Source organism: Paenibacillus sp. MAHUQ-45 (assembly GCF_058133325.1).
Genome location: NZ_JBYUPV010000001.1, coordinates 524770 through 544171, shown reverse-complemented (window position 1 = coordinate 544171; position 19402 = coordinate 524770). Strand labels below are relative to the sequence as shown.

Below are 19402 nucleotides of genomic sequence, written 5' to 3'. Positions count from 1 at the left end.
TTATCTTGCTCCTTTCACGGCTTCAAGCTGGGGCGTAGGCTGCGGCGCCGTGATTCTGGCGTTGGCTGCAAGCTGTGCCTGGCGCGGGTTGACCGGCTTACCTGCCTTATGCTCTGCAATCATTTGCAGGAAACGGTCGAACAGGTAACTGCTATCATGCGGTCCTGGCGCTGCTTCCGGGTGATATTGCACCGAGAAAGCAGGGTAGCGTTTATGTTTGAGACCTTCAACGGTCTTGTCGTTATTATTGATGTGTGTAACTTCCAGCTCTGTACTCTGGATGGAGTCCTCGTTAACGGTGTAACCATGGTTCTGCGAAGTAATGAAGCAGCGTCCGCTCTCCAGTTCTTTTACCGGATGGTTGCCGCCGCGGTGACCGAACTTCAGCTTCTCGGTGTCTGCGCCGCAAGCCAGTGCGAACAATTGGTGACCCAGGCAGATGCCGAAGATTGGATATTCGCCGAGCAGCTCGGAGATCGTTTGTACCGCGTAAGGTACATCCTTAGGGTCTCCAGGGCCATTGGACAGCTGGATGCCATCCGGGTTCAGGCGACGAATCTCATCTGCAGTCACATCATGCGGTACGACAACTACGTCACAACCGCGGTTGTTCAGCTCGCGCAGAATACCTGTTTTTGCACCGTAATCGACCAGTACAATTCTTTCCTTGTTGCCAGGGCTGATGTACGTGTTCGGTGTCGAGGTGCGAGCGACTTGATTACGCAATTCTTCAATCGTGGTATCGCCCATCATTTCCATCAGTTCTTCCACACGTTTGTTGGAAGTGGTCAGAATCGCCTTCATCGTTCCATAGTGGCGGATGATGCGAGTCAGCATCCGGGTGTCAATCCCGCTGATGCCGGGAATGCCATATTCCTTCAGCAGATCGTCTACGCTGTATTCTGCCCGCCAGTTGCTTGGTACCGTCTCATGACGGCGAACCACAAACCCGTGCACGAATGGACGTGCGGATTCGAAATCATCGCGTGTAATCCCGTAGTTCCCGATCAGCGGGTAGGTCATCGTTACGATCTGTCCGCAATAGGACGGGTCCGACAGAACCTCTTGATATCCCGTAATCCCCGTGTTAAATACAACCTCACCTGTCTTTTCGCCCTCGGCGCCAAATGCGGTGCCCGTAAACAACGTGCCATCCTGCAGAAGCAATCTTGCCTGCATTCCCTTCCACTCCTTCTTGTTGTTTCTATTATAAAAGTCCGTTATTAGCCACGATTATTCCATACCAGCTTACCGTCAACCCAAGTGCTAACCGGCCAGCCTTTCAGCTTCCATCCTGTGAATGGGGTGTTCCGTCCCTTAGTGGCAAAATCCGCCGGATTCACTTCCTTCTCTTGCTCCAGATCGATCAGTGTCAAATCTGCAGGCGCTCCGATCTCCAGCACACCTGTGTTCAACCGGAAGACGCGAGCCGGATCAGCAGTCATACGCTGTACCAGCAGCGACAGATCCCATTTGCCAGTAGCTACAAAAGCGGTGTAAAGCAGCGGGAAGGCTGTTTCAAATCCGACGATACCAAATGGCGCAAGCTGCATGCCCTTGGCTTTCTCTTCTTCACTGTGCGGCGCGTGGTCGGTAACGATCATATCGAGCGTTCCGTCCAGCAGACCTTCGATACAAGCTTCAACATCGCGGCGCGAGCGCAGCGGCGGGTTCATTTTCCAGTTGGCATCAAGCCCCGGAATATCCTCTTCCGACAGCAGCAGATGGTGCGGGCAAACCTCAGCGGTCACCTTAATTCCAATCTCCTTCGCTTGACGAATGAGGCGTACCGATTGCTCAGTGCTGACGTGGCAGACATGATAGTGAACCCCTGTAGCTTCTGCGAGCAAAATGTCGCGGCCCACATGGATCGCTTCCGACTCATTCGGAATGCCGATCAGGCCGTGCTTCTGCGCGAACGTTCCTTCAGATACACATCCGCCTTCCACCAGCGAGTTATCTTCGCAGTGGGCGATGACCGGCATATCCAGTCCAGCGGCGAGCTTCATAGCATCTTTCATCATCTGTGCGCTTTGCACGCCGACTCCATCATCGGTGAACCCGATAGCACCGGCTGCTTTCAGTGCAGTGAAATCCGTCAGTTCCCGTCCCAACTCATTCTTCGTAATGGCTGCATACGGCAGAACCTTCGCCAGTCCAGCTTCGCTGGCTTTGTCTTTCACAAGCTGCACCACTTCAGGGGTATCCGTAACTGGACGAGTATTCGGCATGCAGGCGATGGTGGTAAAACCGCCCTTGACTGCCGAACGGCTGCCAGTTTCAATCGTTTCCTTATGTTCAAAGCCCGGCTCGCGCAGGTGCACGTGCATGTCGATCAGACCAGGAGTCAGCAGCTTACCTTCTGCATCAATAACCTCGGCGGTTCCGGCTGGTTCTTCACTGCCATTCAAAATTGCGGCGATGACTCCATTCTCAATCACAATAGTTTTTCGTTCCGGCTGGCCTTCTTTATTCAATACGCTGGCGTTTTTAATGATCACTGTCATGATTCTCCTTTTGTGCCCGCAGACCACTGCTGCAAGCTTCCCCGTTATTATATAATAAAAATTCATGATTGTGTATATTTATTAATTAGTAAATGTCAGCTTTTTTAGAGAAGCGCTCTTTCGAGGACAGCCATCCGTACCGGCACCCCGTTCGACATTTGCGGGAAGATGCGCGACTGGCTGCATTCTACCACTGCATCATCAATCTCAACGTTCCGGTTCACCGGTGCTGGGTGCATGATAATCGTGCTTGCACTGAGCTTCGAAGCGCGTTCTTCGGTCAGGCCGAACTGTAGGCGGTATTCTTCTGCCGACTGCAGAATTCCGCTAGCATGACGCTCGAGCTGTACCCGCAGCATCATCACAACATCAGCTTGCATCGCCTCTTCCATGGAAACATATGGCGCGTAAGCCGCAAGCTCGGGAGCCTTCATATTCTCTGGTGCGCAGAACTGCACCTGTGCCCCCATCTTGGTCAATCCCCAGAGGTTGGAGCGAGCTACACGGCTGTGCAGGATGTCTCCGATGATCGACACTTTCAGGCCTTTCAGACTGCCGAAGTGTTTGGTCATCGTATACATATCCAGCAGTGCTTGTGTCGGATGTTCGTTGTTACCATCACCCGCGTTGATTAATGGGACGGATACTTTCTCGGCAAGCTGCGCTAACACACCCGCCGGCTTGAGCCGGATTACTCCGGCATCAATGCCCATCGACTCCAGTGTCCGTACCGTGTCGTAGATCGACTCGCCTTTTTCCACACTGGAAGCAGCAGCCGTGAAGTTCAATACTTGTGCACCGAGGCGCTTCTCAGCCATTTCGAATGAGAAGCGGGTACGCGTGCTATTCTCAAAAAACATATTGGACACAAACCGCGATTCCAGAACGGGTGTTAATTTCTGACTCTGACTATCCCAATGGGCCGTTCTCTCCAGCAGTTGTTCGATCTCTGACCGATCCAGATCTTTTAAGCCGAGCAAGCTGCGTTCCTTCACCTTGGTTGCTGTCATCATGATTATTTTTCCTCCCATTGCGAAATAATGGACACTTCGTCTTTACCGTCATATTCCTTCAGCGCCACTTCGATTTGCTCATGTTTGGAGGTAGGTACGTTCTTGCCGATATAGTCTGGGCGGATGGGTAGCTCACGGTGACCGCGATCCGCAAGGACCGCAAGTTGAATCATTCGCGGCCTTCCGCAGTCCATCAGGGCATCCATCGCCGCGCGGATCGTCCGTCCGGTGTAGAGTACATCATCGCACAGAATAACTTTTTGATCGTGGATGCCTGTGCTGTCCGCATTCAACATCAGATTGCTGCTCACTACCGCCGAGGCGCCCGCTTCACTACTGCTCTCGCCCTCATCACTACGGTCATCACGGTAATGGGTGATATCCAGCTCGCCGTAAGGAATGGCTACTCCTTCAATCTCCTTGATCCGCTCTGCAATCCGGCGGGCCAGATACACACCACGGGTGCGAATGCCGACTAATAAGCAGTTCTCAATACCTTTGTTCTTCTCCAAAATCTCATGTGCAATTCGTGATAACGCCCGGCGAATCGCCGTTTCATCCATAATGACGTTTTTTTCAGTAACCATGATTGTCATCCTCTCTGCTTGTACGCCACTTCAAGTTCCTTGGAAAACAAAAAACTCCTTGCCTGAAACAGGCAAGGAGTGAACTCCGCAGATGAAGAAGATGATGGCCGCGCGCATAAAAAGACCCCCGTATAATTATACGGATACCCTCTTAAGAGTCGCGAACCTCGATTCACGTTACCTTGCCAGCCTCACGGGACTGAATTAAAGGCGCTATTCATTTAACAGAAGTATGACAGAATGATGATGGCATGTCAACTCCCAGAGATGATTTCGGGAAGAAGTGGCGCCCCACAGGGTTGTAGAACATACAGTCATTGTGCTGTCCTTCTATAGAAGAGAGCATTATCGGTTATTCACAAACGTCCGGCCTCCCTCTATACTGTTAAAAGATAATGATAATCAATCTCATGATAAGGGGTATCTACAAAATGACATCGAAGAACCGTTTCATGTATTTAATCGTTACTATTTTAATCGTCAGTGTACTGAGCGCTTGCGGAAATTCCAACGATGGTCAGTCCACTTCTACTTCTGCACCGTCTCCTTCGGCCCAATCGGAGTCAGCCAACACTGCTTCTAATGAGGATGGATATCGCTTGTTAACAGATGCCCTGGGTAATGAAGTGAAAGTACCTAATCATCCGCAGCGAATCATTGCTTCATTCCTGGAAGACCCTCTTACTGCACTCGGCATGAAACCAGTCGCTCAATGGGGCTATAAAGGTGCTCCTCAACATTACTTACAGGACAAGCTTGGTGATGTGCCAGTACTGAATGTGGATGGAGGGCTTAAATCAGAAGAGACACTGTCCTACAATCCCGACCTCATTATTTTCCTCTCACCCTCTTATCTCCGAAACGGCGATTATGAGCAATTTGCCAAGATTGCACCAACCTTCGTGCTTTCCGATAACGATAGCGATTGGAGAGGCAATCTTCAGAAGCTAGGTGCCTTATTAGGCAAAGAGGATGCGGCGAACCAAGCGCTGGCTGACTATGACAAAAAACTTAGCGATGCGAAAAAACAACTGGGAGATACACTCACTGACAAAACAGCAATTTTGCTCCAAGGCGGAGATGAAAAAGGTTATAACCTGTTCGGCCCAGGCTTCTTCGGAGGAGCTATGCTATATGATTCCTTCGGCTTTAAAGCACCTAGCCTAATTAACGGAAGTTATGAGACTTACTCACTTGAAACACTTCCACAGCTGAAAGAAGTGGACTATATCTTCGTACTCTCCGGTGAAGGACGAGCTAAGCCACCTGAAGACAATCCGCTGTGGCAGGAATTGCCTGCTGTCAAATCTGGCAATGTGTTTGCAGTGGACTCCGGGCATTGGTTCAATGCCAACCCTATTGCAAACGGCTTAGTCATCGACGATATTGTACGGTATATCCATGAATAATAGGAATAGCCTCGACCTGCAGCATTTTGCTGCGGGTCACTTTTATTACAAGCTGCTGGATGTCGTATGCATCAAGGACCACTCAAGCCCGCATTGGCCTGAACGAAAATTCTTAGAGACTGAGTCGCATGTACTGCTGCTCTCCTCATCGGATCGTGGACGTTTAGTGATTGATGGACATTTTCACCCTATTCACGCAAGCTCCTTATTTGTATGTACACCTGGCCAGTTGGTCGAAGTAACTAATTATTCTGGCAGTGAGCTGGAACTCCTGCTGCTATATTTTCAAGTCCAAACGCTTCCGCTAGAAAAAGAAACCAGTAAGAGCACTCGAACAGACGTTACTTTTCCTTTTCACGGGGAAGCGATGATTAGCCCGTCTTCGGCGGTCACCCATCTGTACGACATCATCAAAACCCATTGGAGCAATAAGAACTCTCCCTCCGCTCAGCTTCGCTGTGAAGCCGGACTTCTGGAGCTGCTCAGTCTTGTACTTGGTTATCAGGAGCAACAGACTGCCCTTGCACTGGAAAGTGCCCGTCTAGAGCTTGAACGGCATTATCAGAGCGACATCACGATAGACAGCCTGGCGGGAATAGCCGGATTGAGCCGGTTCCATTTCATGCGATTATTTAAAGAGCGTTATGGCAGAGGGGTGATGGAATACAGAACGGACCTGCGGCTTATGGAAGCCAAACGGCTACTAGACAATCCTGACTCTCCCTCTATCAGTAGCATCGCTTATCAAATAGGCTATAAGAGCGAAACCTATTTTAGCAGTCTTTTCAAAAAACAAACAGGACTTGCTCCCGCAGTTTACCAGCGCAATCAGAAGTGCAGAGTCGCCGCCTACAGCTGGATCAACTTCGGTCAGTTGCTTGCGCTGCAGATCATCCCTTTTGCCGCACCGATTGATCATTACTGGACAGATTACTATAGAATCAAATATAAATACGAAGTGAAGGTTCCATTAAGCCATCAATATAATTTTAACTGGGAAGCTTTGAAGCAAGCTAAACCTCACTATATCATCGGTATGGACAGCTTAATCCCTCCAGAGGAGCAGGTCAGACTTGAAGGAATTGCACCATTACTGCTCCTGCCTTCTGGAGCAAGCTGGCGCCAGCACCTGTGCCTTATCGCAGAATTTCTGGGGAGAACGAACGTGGCCCTGAAATGGCTAAGCCATTATGATCGCAAAGCAGTAGCGATACGAGAGCAATTACAGCCGATGATAGGCCAAGATTCACTGCTCGTTGTGCTCATAAGTGGTGACCAATTATATGTATGGGGAAAAAGCGCAGGCACCGTGTTCTACGACGATCTTCGGTTCTCCATGCCGCCAGCCGTCGCTGAATTTGATTGGAAAAAGCCCATAGAAGCCCATGAACTTCAGAGTTTCAGCGCAAACCGGATTATCGTACATCTCAATGAAGATCCCGTCTCCCAAACACTATGGACCAAGCTCTTAGGGTCAGATGCCTGGAACAGGCTACAAGCTGTTCGTGAACATAAGATTCACCTCATCACAGGCTATTCCTGGTTTGAAGCTCCCTGGGGCGAGTACGCCGCAGATCATTTTGACCGATTTATAAGTATGGTACCTGGAATTTTTGCTGTTGATACGGGAATATGATTGTTAGCGGAGATCGACGTTCATCTAATGTATGCTCTAAGCGATAACCCTTCATAAAGTGACTCATGAATCGGCGGGTTTGCTCTTCACGGTAAACCTGCCCCTCATCACCGCCATAAACATATACCAAATAATACAGCTGTATCGTTATATCCTCTACAAACCAACTGTACTGGGCTTCATCAAAATCAAAAAGTGAGGAAGCTATACAATATTTTTCAGGAACCAATTTTGGCTTCAGTCCTGTCTTTTGACAATCCCCTCTTGGGGACGATACGTTTTGGACAAAGCATGTAGCCTTCCTGTAAGCCGTCCCAGTTGCTCGTGCAGCTCATCATGCTGAAGACAATCCGGATACTCAACCTTTTTTCCCTGAGCTTTTTCAAAAGACACGCAAGTGTAATACCCACCCAGAAAATGAATGACCTCCGTCCATCGTCCCTTATTCGAAAGAGTAGGTAAGGAGACTGCAATCCCTGCATTTGCGAGGAACATCATCCAATCCAGTTCACTTTGGACCAAACTCTCTGAACGATTGGCGCTTGGCGTGAATCTCAGAATAAAGCTTGCTCCCTCCCGCTCATACTCGTAGACGATATTCTGACTGCCTCCTATATAAGAGAGCTCATTGCTGCTCGTGTTAAAAAGTTGGGCCGCTATCTCAAGTAGCTCATTGGTTAAAGCAATATTATTTTTCATCGTACCTCCACAGCGTTAGGTTTCAGGATTTCCTATTGCTTTGAATAATTGAATTTCTCCAAATAGTCGCTAATGATTCTCTCGTCCTGATGCCACCATAACATTGGAAAATCATGATTTCTTACAAATCCTAATTTTGTCGCTAACTGAATCGAACGTTGATTGCCTGCGTCGCAATTATAGTTTGGCACTACATCATGCTTCAAACAATGCTCGATATATGCTGCACCTGTAAGTGTTGCTAACCCTCGCTTCTGGTATTCATCCACCGTTACGATATCAATATCCGCATACCCTCCACCTACAAAAAACGAATTGCACACGCTAGCGAAATGATCATTCATCATTATGCAATAACCAAATCCTCGCTCCATAAAATGTTGGGACGAATTCCATAGCGAGTCATAGGAAGAGTCCATTTCATTTCGATATTTGTTGAACAGCGTGTCATCCATTGATTTCATTACATAATACTCGGGCAATGCTTGTAGAGTAGTTTTAAGATTCTGGAATCGGGATGGATCGAATGTAAAAGAAGATCGGTGCAACAAAACAGTCCTCCCCGCCAGCCTTTCGTTAATTAGAATTAGCAGTTCCGGCGTTGTAACATAAAGATCATAGTAAGTTGAATGGTTCTGTTCATTGAGTAAATATTCAACTACATCGTTCATAAAGCGCTCATCGCTGCCGCTCCCGGCCAAAAGATACTGTCCATACGAATGGATGACAAGACAAGAGGCAGGATTCTCACGGTGATCCACAAACACTTTTCCAGACTGATTATGATCAATTACGGAATACGCAAACACAGGTTCATAGGCTTGATTCTTCAGCAGTGGCAGAACGCGAGTGTACTCCTCATCAGATAGTTCTATCATCTTATCTACCTCCTTGAGTGTATTTAAGCAAAGCTATTTAGCAAAAATGGTGTTCCATCATGGCAATTTACAAGCCCTTTGCTTCATCCCAGAAGCGTTTGAACGTGCTGACATTATCGTACCTTAATTCTCGATCTTCACTAACTGCTCGCAGTGCTACTTCGTAGAGCGGCCTCCCTGCTTCCCATTTAGAGAAAGCGTGATCCATTTCGCCTCCTAACAAACCAAAGGCAATAGCGCCCATGGTGAAAACATTGGTCTGTGCATCGATAGGCGCACCTAATATAAACTCTTCAGGCGCTTTTGATCTTGTGGCACCCCAGAAATTCTCCCCCATGTCATTTACAGCAGGGGCTTTTCTGTAGAAATCAATGTCACATATTTTAGTTATATCGTGTGAAAAATCGTATAAGATACTTCCATCGTAGAAATCAACGGCGACATATCCTTGTGCTTCAACAAAAGTATGAAATTCAAACATGGCATTCAGAGATTCCAGACGCTTTTCAAGGGGCAAATGCTTGTATTTATAAAATGGCGAGTCAGGATGATTATGTTTGGCTTCACCTGCGAAGGACCAATGCGAATGAAGACATTCACCTTCGAACCATTCAAATACTGCTGCGTATCCGTTATCGGTACGGAAATGATCCTTGATCTGAATAAGATACGGATGATTTAAAACGTTATACAACGGAATAGCTGCAACTAACCGCGACACAGCCTCTTGAGGATTCCCTGAAAAATCCAGCGGCCTCGCTCCTGCATACTTAACGAATTTCTTCGCTCCATCCTTCTCCACCCCGAAACAGATATTCCCTGAATCTTGTTGATCAAATACACAGAACACTTTACCTAGAGAGCGCAGCCATTCAAAATCGTGCTGTTCTTGAAGCTGAAAGGTAACCTCATCGAAAGAATAGGTAACCGGAGCGCCTGCTTCCTTCTCTTGAAGAAACGCTACAAACTGCTCAATGTTCGCAAAACGGTTGATTTCGACCCCTTTGCTTCGGAGATAGTCCTCTAACATAGAGCTTAAACGTTCAGTAGCTGCTTGTAGCTGCGATAGATCTTGTGAATGAAGAAGTAATACCAGATCGGGGAATCCCAATTGTCTGTATTGCTCCTGGTATTTAAAATCAGTGGTATAGTCGCTAGGCCAGTGCCCGGTTTCAGCGTAAAACAAAAAGGCAGCGATCGAATCCTGTACATGGACAGCAGCGAAAAATGCGGTATCGAAATCGTTTCTTTCACATGCGGTAATGATTTTGTCCAGAACGCCCTTTTCCTCTTCATAAAAGCCTTTCATTCTACCAGAGTAATCAGGGTTGCTGTAGTGCTGTTCCCTTTGCGCCATGATTAGCTCAAGTGTATCTGCCACGAGTTCTTCACATGCCTCAAGAATACGGGCGTTCACGTCGCTTTGTGTAATCGTTTCTATATAAGATTCCAAGCGCACCGGCTTGATCTGAAGACTTAATATTTGTTCCATGTTTTTACCAAAGCCCTTTGAGTAATACGTCCCATTTAACAGGGCAAGGCTTAGGAAGATCTTTGTTAAAATACCGTGTGACTCTGTTCTATAGAACGTTAGAGAGCCAGACTCGCTAGCACGGGTCAGCTTATATAAATGCACATAAACATCACGGAGCTCGGCTTCAGCCTTCTCTATCATTTTTTGAGCATTCTCCGAGGCCTGCAACGCAGAGGTAGTCTCTCGCAGCTTCATGAATCTCTCACGATCTTCATCCGAACGGGTATACAGAAGCTTACAATCCGTGATAATCGTAGTTTTATCTTCTTGAAACGAGGTCATCCTCTCCGCACGTTCCCAACTAATCGGCCAGAAATCAAAGCCTATGCCATCAATAATAAATTGAATACTTGCGTCATAACCTTTCGAAGTGGCTGGTATAAAAAAGAAGTCCAAGTCAGAGCGTTTCGTCGCAGTTCCCTGCGCGTATGACCCGTAGTAAGCAACAATTGCAATCTCTTCAGCGTAAACTTTCTCTATATGAATCAAAAGTGACTTGGCAACATCAAATACATTCAGCATTTTAATTCCCCTTTGTATATAAATGGATATCCCATTTTCATAATACTAAAGGATCAGGGAAGAATTCCGGTAAAGTTTAATTATAATAAGAATTAACAAAGACCACCCTGAGAACAGGATGGCCTTTGTATTTAAACAACTTACAAGTATTATTTGTTATTATAGCTCTCCAAAAGGGCTTCGATGGACACCCCGTTGATTTTAAGCCCTGAGATATCGCAATCTTTAATGTCGACGTTTGAAAGATTACAGTTCAGGAAGGAGCTGCCCTGTAACTCGCAGTTTTCGAACCTGTTTGGTTCTCCATGCATCTTAATATCGTGGAAATGAGCTCCTCCCAGTTCACAATTACTCACCTCAATCTCCCACAATCCAACCTCAACAAATTTAGCAAGATGCATAGTTATATTATTATAGAAGGTCTTGCTCATATTGATATCATCAAAACTGGAACCCTCCAGATTAATGTTATAAAATCTTGTTGTATTCAGATCGCTGTCGTCAAAATCACTGCCTCCCATAGCCACACGCCGGAACTCCGTTTCTGGCATTCTCTCGTCCTGAAAAACCTTCTTCTTAAACGCCTCGTTCAATTTGTTCTGGCTGAGATTGTCATTTACCATGCTTAGCATCTCCCTTTTTAATGATGTTCTTGATCTGCGAAGTCTGCTCTCTACTGCATCAACAGATACACCAAGGAAATCACTAATCTCCCTGATCTTATACCCATCAATGTAATACAGAATTGTGACTGTACGGTTAGCTTCGGATAGGGTGTTCAGAGCGTTCCATACCTCATTACGAAGTTCTTTCTTTAATAATTGATCTTCGGTGCTTTCTAGCTGCGGGGCATCTACTCGTTCCGCTAATTCGTACACTTCCTTGTGTTTGTTAGCCCTGAACCAATCCATGCATTCCCTTGTGGTAACCGCATATAGCCAACTGCCAAGTTTTTCGGGTTCCTTTAAGCTGGACAACTTCTTGAATGTCTTAACAAAGACCTCCTGTGCAACATCCTGCGCAGTGTGGAAATTACCCAATTTACCGTAAGCTACCCCGTAAACAGCATTGGCATATTTGCTGATCAGTTCACCGAATGCATCAACCTCTCCTCTGCACACCCTATTTACCAGCTCTGTATCCGAACAACCCACTTTCATCCTCCTCAAATTAAGTTCATAACATTAGACGTAAGAAGAATTAAGAAACCGTCTTATCGATTATAAATTTATTTATAAATTACCATGTCTACCTATTTTCAATTAAACTATAATATATAAAGTATGTATAATTAAATCATGTACCATCCCAAAGGAGAGTGTAACTTGTGCCTGAAAGCTGTGTTCCTACTGGCGTGACGCTAAAAGATACTGGTTTTGGATATACATTGTCTTTGATCGGCGGTAAATACAAAATGATTATTTTGTATTGGCTGTCTGAAAATAAGATTTTGCGGCATAATGAGCTGAAGCGAAGCATCGGTACCATTTCTTTTAAAACACTAAGTATTATGTTAAAAGAGCTTGAGGCCGATGGCCTAATCCTACGGAAGGAATATCCCCAAGTCCCGCCAAAAGTTGAATATTCACTATCCGAACGCGGCCTTTCTCTTATCCCATTGTTAGATATGATGTGCGATTGGGGAGAGAACAACAGACCACCCATTCTGGTTTAAAACAAAAGAAGTATCTCCCAACAAGGAAATACTTCTTTTTTATGTTTTAATAAAACTTCTATTTTAGAGATTGTCAATAAAACTCAAATAATCTTGTGCGCTTTTTTCCAAATCGCTTATAGAATACTCACTTTCTGTACCATAATACGCATAGAACGAACGGTAATCCGCGCCACAGTATCGGAAGGTCGTTTCAAAAGGAGATAATAAATGCTCAAGCGTATAGTGGTACTTTCCCTCTTCCGTATAATCTTCTTTTTGGATTCCGGCAGATACAGCTAGTCCGACTTTACGATTCTTTAATTTATCCCCACTATTTGAGCCATATGCCCAACCATAAGCGAAAACGTCATCCAGCCATTTTTTCAGAAGAGGCGGACTATTAAACCAATATATCGGAAACTGCAAAATAAGCTGATCATGCTCCTCAACGGCTTGCTGCTCTTTGTTCACATCTATGTTTCCATCAGGGTAAATCTTATACAATTCATGCACGGTGTATTTCTCAGGATATTTTTTGAGTTCTTCAACCCATCGCTTATTAATAACGGATTGTTCCAGGTCTGGGTGCGATACGACAACAAGAGTCTTCAAAGGTTTAACCTCCCTAAATATTAATTACTGTTAGAGTATAAGGTTCGTAATTCAAATAAGTAAGTATGCACTTTTAGTACAGGTACTTACCTAAAGGTTAGCTAGGGAGAGTTAAGTGGCATCCGTCATCCGTTCTAATTATAAAAGCCATTTCTTGCGTCGTATTCTTCCACTTGCATACCAGCCGAAGGCCTCTCAGGACATTTCCTGGTTCAGATTGCTTGTACTTAAGAGTCGCTTGCTCCGTCAAAAGATAATCTAGTAATTCATAAGAATCGGGTACAGCCTCTTGTTCGTTAAGCTTCACATGAATGGTCTGGCCGATCTTAACATAAGGGAGAACAGCATCTGGATCGTCTATAAGCGATTGAAAGAGTTCCATTTTCCAGCCTTCCGGCTCCTCTGAACTAAATAAATCCTATGACCAATTTGTTAATTCTCCGAAAGCTCATGCCATGATGTTATTTTTTTATGGCGTGTGGGACAAAACCTTTATAATATGCTTGAATATTCTGTGTTTTAATACTATTGAGATACGCTGTTCTCCGTACTGACTGGAACGATAAGTTTAAGAGCCATCCCTTGCGGGATGGCCCTTTCTTTTTATGAAAACAAACTAACTATTATTCCATCTAAAATCCAAAATGTTCACTAACTAATCTAAATTGTTCGTCAACATTTAAGTCAGGTGTTCTTTCAATGGTTCTGATTCCGCTCTTAACGCATGCCGCTACAATTTCATCAGAAAATTTGACCATGGGTTTGTTTTATTATTTCAATTCAATTTGGCCTTGCTCGGTTCCCCAGAATCCAGTCTGGACATTTAAAATAAAGCCAGTCAAATCTTCCGGAATTTCAAATACTACATTGCCTGTCTGAGCTAATCCAGGATTGATTCCTTTATATAAAAAATAGTCTCCGGAAGAAGTAATCAACGTTGACGGTGCATATGTAACCTCGTCTTTTAAGAGCTGAAAGTATGAGGAGTCCGTGGTAATCATCTTCTTACCAGCATTCTTAACAGTTACATTTACTACAAGGAAAGTGCTTCCTTCTGCACTTGGAGAATAAGAAAACAATTGTCCATCCTTAATTTTATTGGTAGTGGTTACTTTATTAACTTTAAATACGACATCCCCAACTTGCAGTTCTTCCCCTTTCTTTGCCAATTTCTTCACTTCTTCTTTGGCGTTACTCTTTGTACCTACAGAGCTTGCGGGGGTGTTGGCCTTGTCAGTTGTATTGCTTGAACTATCCTTATCTTTGGCAAATAAACCAATGACAATAGCAAGTACAATTAAAGCGATGAATCCCAGACACCCCATTTTAAAAATCTTTTTCAAGTAAAACCCTCCTAATTAGGTAGTTTGAACCATTTATTATACTATCAATATATCGGAAATTATAGGAATTTTTTTATAAGGATTAGTGACTTTTCTGAAAAAATGTTTTAGGGAAATGAAGGGGTTTATTTCATCTTCTTTTACACAAAACAATACCCCGCAGCCATTACCGGCTGCGGGGTATCCATATCCACTATATTAAAATTCAAATTCAACATCGCTGAGCCGGCGTTTGATCTCAGAGATCACGCGATGCTCTTCCTCTTCACCTTTCGCAACAAAGGTTACGGAGAAGCGTACGAAGGCTCCAGCATCATCCCAAGGTACGGTGGAGATCAGCTTCTCACGGATCAGGAATTGCGAGAAGTCTTCGCCAGTCTCAAAACGGCGTCCGCCCTTCACGCCTTTCGGCGCAGCTACGTACAGGAAGAACGAGCCTTTAGGCTTCTCGGCCTGGAAGCCGAGGCTGTTCAGCGCATCCACCAGCAGGTTATGACGGCGGGAGTATTTGTCCGCGATCGCTTCTGTAATCGATGGGTTAGCCAGACCATAGGCTGCGGCTTTTTGGATGGCGATAAACTGACCGGAGTCATTGTTGTCCTTCACATCGCTGAACGCTTTGACAATCAGCGGATTACCGGCCACAAAGCCAATTCTCCAACCAGTCATGTTATACGACTTGGACAGGGAATGCAGTTCAACACCGACATCTTTGGCACCCGGAACGGACAGGAAGCTGAGCGGCTTCACACCGTCATAGGTAAGGGCAGCGTATGGTGCATCATGAATCACGACAACATCGTATTTCTTGGCCCAGGCTACGACCTCAGCGAAGAACTCAGGCGTTGCACTGGCTCCTGTCGGGTTATTCGGATAGTTCAGGTACAACAGCTTAGCCTTCCGGGCAATCTCCTCTGGAATGGCATTCAGATCCGGCAGGAACTTGTTCTCCTTCTTCAATTCCACTGTGTAGACTTGTCCGCCCAGGTATTTGGTGTGCGTACCCAATACCGGATAGCCTGGTACCGTCATGATGGTGATGTCACCCGGATTAATGAAGCAGGATGGCAACATCGCCAGTGCTGGCTTCGAACCGATAGAATGCACGACTTCTGTTACCGGATCAATGCCTTCTACGCTGAATACATCGTGCAAGTATTGTGCAGCTGCAGCCTTGAACTCCGGAATGCCGTTATCCGAATAGCCGCGATTCTCTTCCTTTGCTGCTTCTTCGGCCAGCTTGGCAACGATCCCAGCGTCCGCCATTTCGTCCGGTTCACCGACGCCCATGTCAATCAGTTCAATGTTAGGGAAATCCAGCTTAGCGGATGCTTTGGCGCGTTTGATTTTCTCAAATTTATAGATCGCAGTGTCCTTGCCGTAGTTCGCGCCGCCGATGCGGTCTGCAAAGTTACTCTGGATGAATGTATCTTGATATTGTTCAATACTCATAAAGGTCATCTCCTGGCTTTTTTCAAAGTTCTAATCATAAATATGACGTAAACCGTGATGCAAAACCATGGATTTATTATCACTTCATTTGTACTTATCTGCTACGCAGTGCGAACAATAATTCTTCCATATCTGCTGGAAGCGGTGCACTATATTCCATATACTCTCCAGTAGATGGATGGACAAATCCGAGGACAGCCGCATGCAGTGCCTGGCCCTTCATTGTCGTTCCCTTACTACGACCATAGATAGGATCACCGGCCAGCGGATGACCGATGAATTTCATATGTACCCGAATCTGGTGAGTACGCCCCGTCTCCAGTTGCAGCTCCAGAAGCGTGCAATCGCCAAACCGTTCCAGTACGGTAAAATGAGTCACGGATTTCTTGCTGTTCTTCTCAGTAACTGTATACAGCTTACGGTCATGTGGATCTCTTCCGATCGGCGCATCTACGGTTCCCTTGTCATGCGACAGATTGCCTTGAACCACGGCGATATAACGACGGGTCACACTATGCTCCTTCAGCTGCGCAGCCAGTGAAGCATGACTGGCATCGTTCTTCGCAGCCATAATCAGGCCAGAGGTGTCCTTGTCAATGCGGTGTACAATGCCTGGGCGGATCTCGCCGTTAATGCCGGACAAGTCCTTGCAATGATACATCAAGGCATTGACCAACGTTCCTGAAGGATGTCCTACTGCTGGATGCACAACCATCCCGCGCGGCTTGTTCACAACAATCACATCGCTGTCTTCATACACAACTTCAAGCGGGATATTTTCCGCAATCAGATCCGTAACTTCCGCTTCAGGTACTGTGACAGCTACTACGTCGCCTTCCCATAGCTTGTGGTTGGCCTTAACTGCTGCACCATTTACGGTAACATGCCCGCCAGAGATCCACAGCTGTACTTGAGAGCGGGATATCTCTTCCTCCCAAGCCTCGGTAATATACTTATCAATACGCTCCCGGGCATTCTCGCCGGAGACCGTCCACACTGTGACGTCCCTCTCTTCTTCGTAGCCGGATGCCGGTTGCTGATTGACGTCATTATTCAAATCATTCATTCCCTTCTTAACCTACTTTGTTTCTTTTACTTCCGTAATCTCTTCTCCGCCCTTCATATCACGCAGCGAATCCAGAATAATCAGCGCCACACCGATAACAATGCAGGAGTCCGCGACATTGAAGATCGGGAAGGTATAGCTTCCAAAATTAAATTGTAGAAAATCGACAACCTCGCCATTTAGCATCCGATCCAGGAAATTGCCGACGGCTCCACCGAGTACAAGACCTAATGCGGTAGGCAGCAATTTGCGTGTCGCTTTGACCTTATTCAGATACCACACGATACCGGCGACAACAACGATGGTAACCAAAATGAAGAACCACTGCTGTCCTTCTAAAATGCCGAAAGCAGCCCCGCGGTTACGATGGGAGGTAATCAGGAAAAAGTTTCCGATCACCGGAATTTGTTCCCCAAGTTCCAGACGCGTAGCGATTACATATTTGGTTGCCTGGTCGATCAAAAAAGCAATGAGAGCTATCAGATAATACACCACAGAAGTTGTCACTCCGTTCTTATTTTTCCCGCTTTCATGCGGTCAAATACTGATTAAAGACTCGTATATTGTAGCACAGGCCTAAAGACCCGTCTATTGCAGACCCTTTCGTTCAAGGACTTCCCCGGGGACTATTTTCCATCGCTAAAATCCCTTCTCTCCGGTCAACCTATCAAGGAGCCCTCCCGCACAGGCTAGGCGGGGAGGAACGATTGTTCTAAAGCAAGATCAGAAAGGAGCTCACCAAATGACACACCTGACAGCAGAGCAGCTCGCAGTACTTCGTGGAGAGCTGAATCAGCAACGGGCCGATATTCGCCACAGAATGCGGAATAACGAGCATTACGGGCTGCAGGAATCCATGCGTGACAACTCCGGGGAATTGTCGGAAATCGATAACCATCCGGGCGACGTCGCTACCGACCTGTATCACCGTTCCATGGACATTTCGCTCTTGGAACGGGACGAGCATGAACTGGATGATATCGAGGCTGCCTTGAAAGCGATGGATGAAGGAACATATGGCATCTGCCTTGCCGGCGGAGAGCCTATTCCATTCGAGCGGCTGGCGGTCGTTCCTGCTACCCGTTACTGCAAAGAGCATAATCCTAGACAGAAGAAGCCGCATAACCGTCCCGCCGAAGAGGAATTCCTCACACCGCCTTTTGGACGAACCAGTCTTGACGAGAAAGAAGAACAAAATGGTTTTGACGGCGAGGACGCCTGGCAAATTGTTGAGAGCTGGGGCACATCCAATTCCCCGGCCATGGCAGAGAGCAATGAAATCGGATCCTATGAAGACATGGAGATTGAGGCCGACGAAACCGAAGGTTTTGTAGAGCCCTGGGAAAACTTTATTGCTACCGACATCGCAGGCAACAATGTAACCGTCGTTCGTGGGCGTAGCTATCAGCACTATATGGACAGTGGCGAGGGCAGTTACCTGCTTGACCCCCATCGCCAGGATGACCGGAAAGACTAACAGAACCTATTCATGATTATGCACAGAAAAACATCAGAATACATCGTATGGAGACGGTTGCAGGACGCTATAGACCGGCTCCTCTTTTTTATGTTAAGAAAACTTTGAGAAAATGTTCAGAATGTCCTAGTATAATAGTTCTGTCGAACTATATATCTGTTGATCTATATCATTGAATTCTTTTCTGTCTATGTGTATCACGAACCCAACTCAGAAGGAGTATGCATAATGAAACCTAATTACTTTAAAGAAGTACATCAGTTCAGTCATCAAGATGACCGGCGTTATCAACTGCTCATGAGAAAACTGCGGATTATCCATGCGGAAAAGAAGCAGTACACCCCGCTGCAGCGGTTGAAGAGAGAATGGAACAGCTTTAGAAATCCGATCAAAGCAAGCGATTGGAGCAGCGCAGAGGCTCCGGCTTTTAAAAGGTCTTCAGTTCCAATTGATGTTGTACAATCCGCACGATATCCGCAATGTAATCCCCGATAATCGGCAGATTAAGCGCCCCCAGCACTTGAAGGACATAAATAATCGTTGCCGCAAAAAATGTAAAGCCCACTGCAATCCCAACTCCACGTGATGTTCCTGAGAGCACATTCAGCCAAATCAGGCGCCAGGGAGAGTAAAGAAGCTCTGTGTACTGAGCAATCCGAGACTTCTCCATCTGCTGTGCCAGCTCAAAAGTCATCCGATAGACGAGGTTTAGCTTCTCCTCCGGTGGAATTTCCTCAGGATTTCGAGGATCCCCGGCTGGAGTTTCCTTGTGCCCATTAATCTTATCTGAGGTCTTGATGGAGATTCTCCCCCTTGGCCCTGATCCTTCGCTGCCTTCCTTGCGTTCCGTCACTGTCACTCGCCCCTTCCCATGTTCCTAGCATCACAAAACAAACGAGCCCGGCAAAGGAAATATCTTTCCTTTAGCACGGGGCTCGTTATTTTGCGCCGAAATATAAGGAACTATATTTCCTGAATAGACGGACGGCCGTAAGACTGTTCGTCTATGC

At 46.3% G+C, this 19402-nt stretch carries 19 protein-coding genes and 1 pseudogene; 4 read left to right on the top strand and 16 right to left on the bottom strand.

Going from position 1 to position 19402, the window contains the following annotated elements:
- From carA to pyrR, 4 genes are all read right to left on the bottom strand, one after another.
- Complete coding sequence (gene carA, locus AC3Y23_RS02365) at positions 1-1179, bottom strand: glutamine-hydrolyzing carbamoyl-phosphate synthase small subunit (RefSeq protein ID WP_379195209.1); 1179 nt, start codon at positions 1177-1179, stop codon at positions 1-3.
- A 44-nt stretch (positions 1180-1223) separates the two neighbouring features.
- Complete coding sequence (gene pyrC, locus AC3Y23_RS02360) at positions 1224-2507, bottom strand: dihydroorotase (protein ID WP_379195207.1); 1284 nt, start codon at positions 2505-2507, stop codon at positions 1224-1226.
- Between the two features lie 104 nt (positions 2508-2611).
- The gene (locus AC3Y23_RS02355) at positions 2612-3520 is read right to left on the bottom strand and encodes an aspartate carbamoyltransferase catalytic subunit (protein ID WP_379195205.1); all 909 of its coding nucleotides are present in this window, start codon (positions 3518-3520) and stop codon (positions 2612-2614) included.
- 2 nt (positions 3521-3522) lie between these two features.
- Complete coding sequence (gene pyrR / locus AC3Y23_RS02350) at positions 3523-4107, bottom strand: bifunctional pyr operon transcriptional regulator/uracil phosphoribosyltransferase PyrR (protein WP_379195203.1); 585 nt, start codon at positions 4105-4107, stop codon at positions 3523-3525.
- 431 nt (positions 4108-4538) lie between these two features.
- Here pyrR and AC3Y23_RS02345 point away from each other — a divergent pair, with 431 nt between their 5' ends.
- Together AC3Y23_RS02345 and AC3Y23_RS02340 are read left to right on the top strand one after the other, a co-directional pair.
- Entirely contained in the window at positions 4539-5516 is a 978-nt protein-coding gene (locus AC3Y23_RS02345) for an ABC transporter substrate-binding protein (protein WP_379195201.1), read from the top strand.
- Positions 5509-7152: an AraC family transcriptional regulator gene (locus AC3Y23_RS02340; protein WP_379195199.1), complete on the top strand. Its 1644-nt coding sequence runs from the start codon at positions 5509-5511 to the stop codon at positions 7150-7152. The genes AC3Y23_RS02345 and AC3Y23_RS02340 overlap by 8 nt, the downstream gene beginning before the upstream one ends.
- A 237-nt stretch (positions 7153-7389) precedes the next feature.
- On the opposite strand, the gene AC3Y23_RS02335 is transcribed toward AC3Y23_RS02340, so the two are convergent.
- The 5 genes and pseudogenes from AC3Y23_RS02335 to AC3Y23_RS02315 form a co-directional block, all read right to left on the bottom strand.
- Complete coding sequence (locus AC3Y23_RS02335) at positions 7390-7851, bottom strand: phosphotransferase enzyme family protein (RefSeq protein WP_379195197.1); 462 nt, start codon at positions 7849-7851, stop codon at positions 7390-7392.
- A gap of 32 nt (positions 7852-7883) precedes the next feature.
- Positions 7884-8729: a GNAT family N-acetyltransferase gene (locus AC3Y23_RS02330; protein WP_379195195.1), complete on the bottom strand. Its 846-nt coding sequence runs from the start codon at positions 8727-8729 to the stop codon at positions 7884-7886.
- A 67-nt stretch (positions 8730-8796) separates the two neighbouring features.
- Complete coding sequence (locus AC3Y23_RS02325; protein ID WP_379195758.1) at positions 8797-9705, bottom strand: protein kinase family protein; 909 nt, start codon at positions 9703-9705, stop codon at positions 8797-8799.
- Positions 9706-10089: 384 nt separating this feature from the next.
- Positions 10090-10458 (bottom strand): annotated as a pseudogene (locus AC3Y23_RS02320) (kanamycin nucleotidyltransferase C-terminal domain-containing protein); the annotation flags it as partial.
- Positions 10459-10934: 476 nt separating this feature from the next.
- Positions 10935-11945 carry a sigma-70 family RNA polymerase sigma factor gene (locus AC3Y23_RS02315; protein ID WP_379195193.1) on the bottom strand — a complete coding sequence of 337 codons (1011 nt, stop codon included), beginning with the start codon at positions 11943-11945 and terminating at the stop codon, positions 10935-10937.
- A 167-nt stretch (positions 11946-12112) separates the two neighbouring features.
- On the opposite strand from AC3Y23_RS02315, the gene AC3Y23_RS02310 reads away from it, so the two are divergent.
- Entirely contained in the window at positions 12113-12460 is a 348-nt protein-coding gene (locus tag AC3Y23_RS02310; RefSeq protein WP_379195191.1) for a winged helix-turn-helix transcriptional regulator, read from the top strand.
- Positions 12461-12523: 63 nt separating this feature from the next.
- Here AC3Y23_RS02310 and AC3Y23_RS02305 read toward each other — a convergent pair whose 3' ends face one another.
- From AC3Y23_RS02305 to lspA, 6 genes are all read right to left on the bottom strand, one after another.
- Complete coding sequence (locus AC3Y23_RS02305) at positions 12524-13054, bottom strand: NAD(P)H-dependent oxidoreductase (RefSeq protein WP_379195189.1); 531 nt, start codon at positions 13052-13054, stop codon at positions 12524-12526.
- 97 nt (positions 13055-13151) lie between these two features.
- Positions 13152-13436, bottom strand: a complete 285-nt coding sequence (locus AC3Y23_RS02300; RefSeq protein ID WP_379195187.1) for a hypothetical protein — start codon at positions 13434-13436, stop codon at positions 13152-13154.
- A 388-nt stretch (positions 13437-13824) separates the two neighbouring features.
- Complete coding sequence (locus AC3Y23_RS02295; protein ID WP_379195185.1) at positions 13825-14397, bottom strand: DUF4352 domain-containing protein; 573 nt, start codon at positions 14395-14397, stop codon at positions 13825-13827.
- A 198-nt stretch (positions 14398-14595) separates the two neighbouring features.
- Complete coding sequence (locus tag AC3Y23_RS02290; protein ID WP_379195183.1) at positions 14596-15849, bottom strand: LL-diaminopimelate aminotransferase; 1254 nt, start codon at positions 15847-15849, stop codon at positions 14596-14598.
- A 94-nt stretch (positions 15850-15943) separates the two neighbouring features.
- Positions 15944-16915 carry an RluA family pseudouridine synthase gene (locus AC3Y23_RS02285; RefSeq protein ID WP_379195181.1) on the bottom strand — a complete coding sequence of 324 codons (972 nt, stop codon included), beginning with the start codon at positions 16913-16915 and terminating at the stop codon, positions 15944-15946.
- A gap of 12 nt (positions 16916-16927) precedes the next feature.
- Positions 16928-17410, bottom strand: a complete 483-nt coding sequence (gene lspA, locus AC3Y23_RS02280) for a signal peptidase II (RefSeq protein WP_175372942.1) — start codon at positions 17408-17410, stop codon at positions 16928-16930.
- Between the two features lie 247 nt (positions 17411-17657).
- On the opposite strand from lspA, the gene AC3Y23_RS02275 reads away from it, so the two are divergent.
- Entirely contained in the window at positions 17658-18392 is a 735-nt protein-coding gene (locus tag AC3Y23_RS02275; RefSeq protein ID WP_379195179.1) for a TraR/DksA C4-type zinc finger protein, read from the top strand.
- 427 nt (positions 18393-18819) lie between these two features.
- Here AC3Y23_RS02275 and AC3Y23_RS02270 read toward each other — a convergent pair whose 3' ends face one another.
- Complete coding sequence (locus AC3Y23_RS02270) at positions 18820-19122, bottom strand: DUF5665 domain-containing protein (protein WP_379195755.1); 303 nt, start codon at positions 19120-19122, stop codon at positions 18820-18822.
- Positions 19123-19402 lie beyond the last annotated feature (280 nt).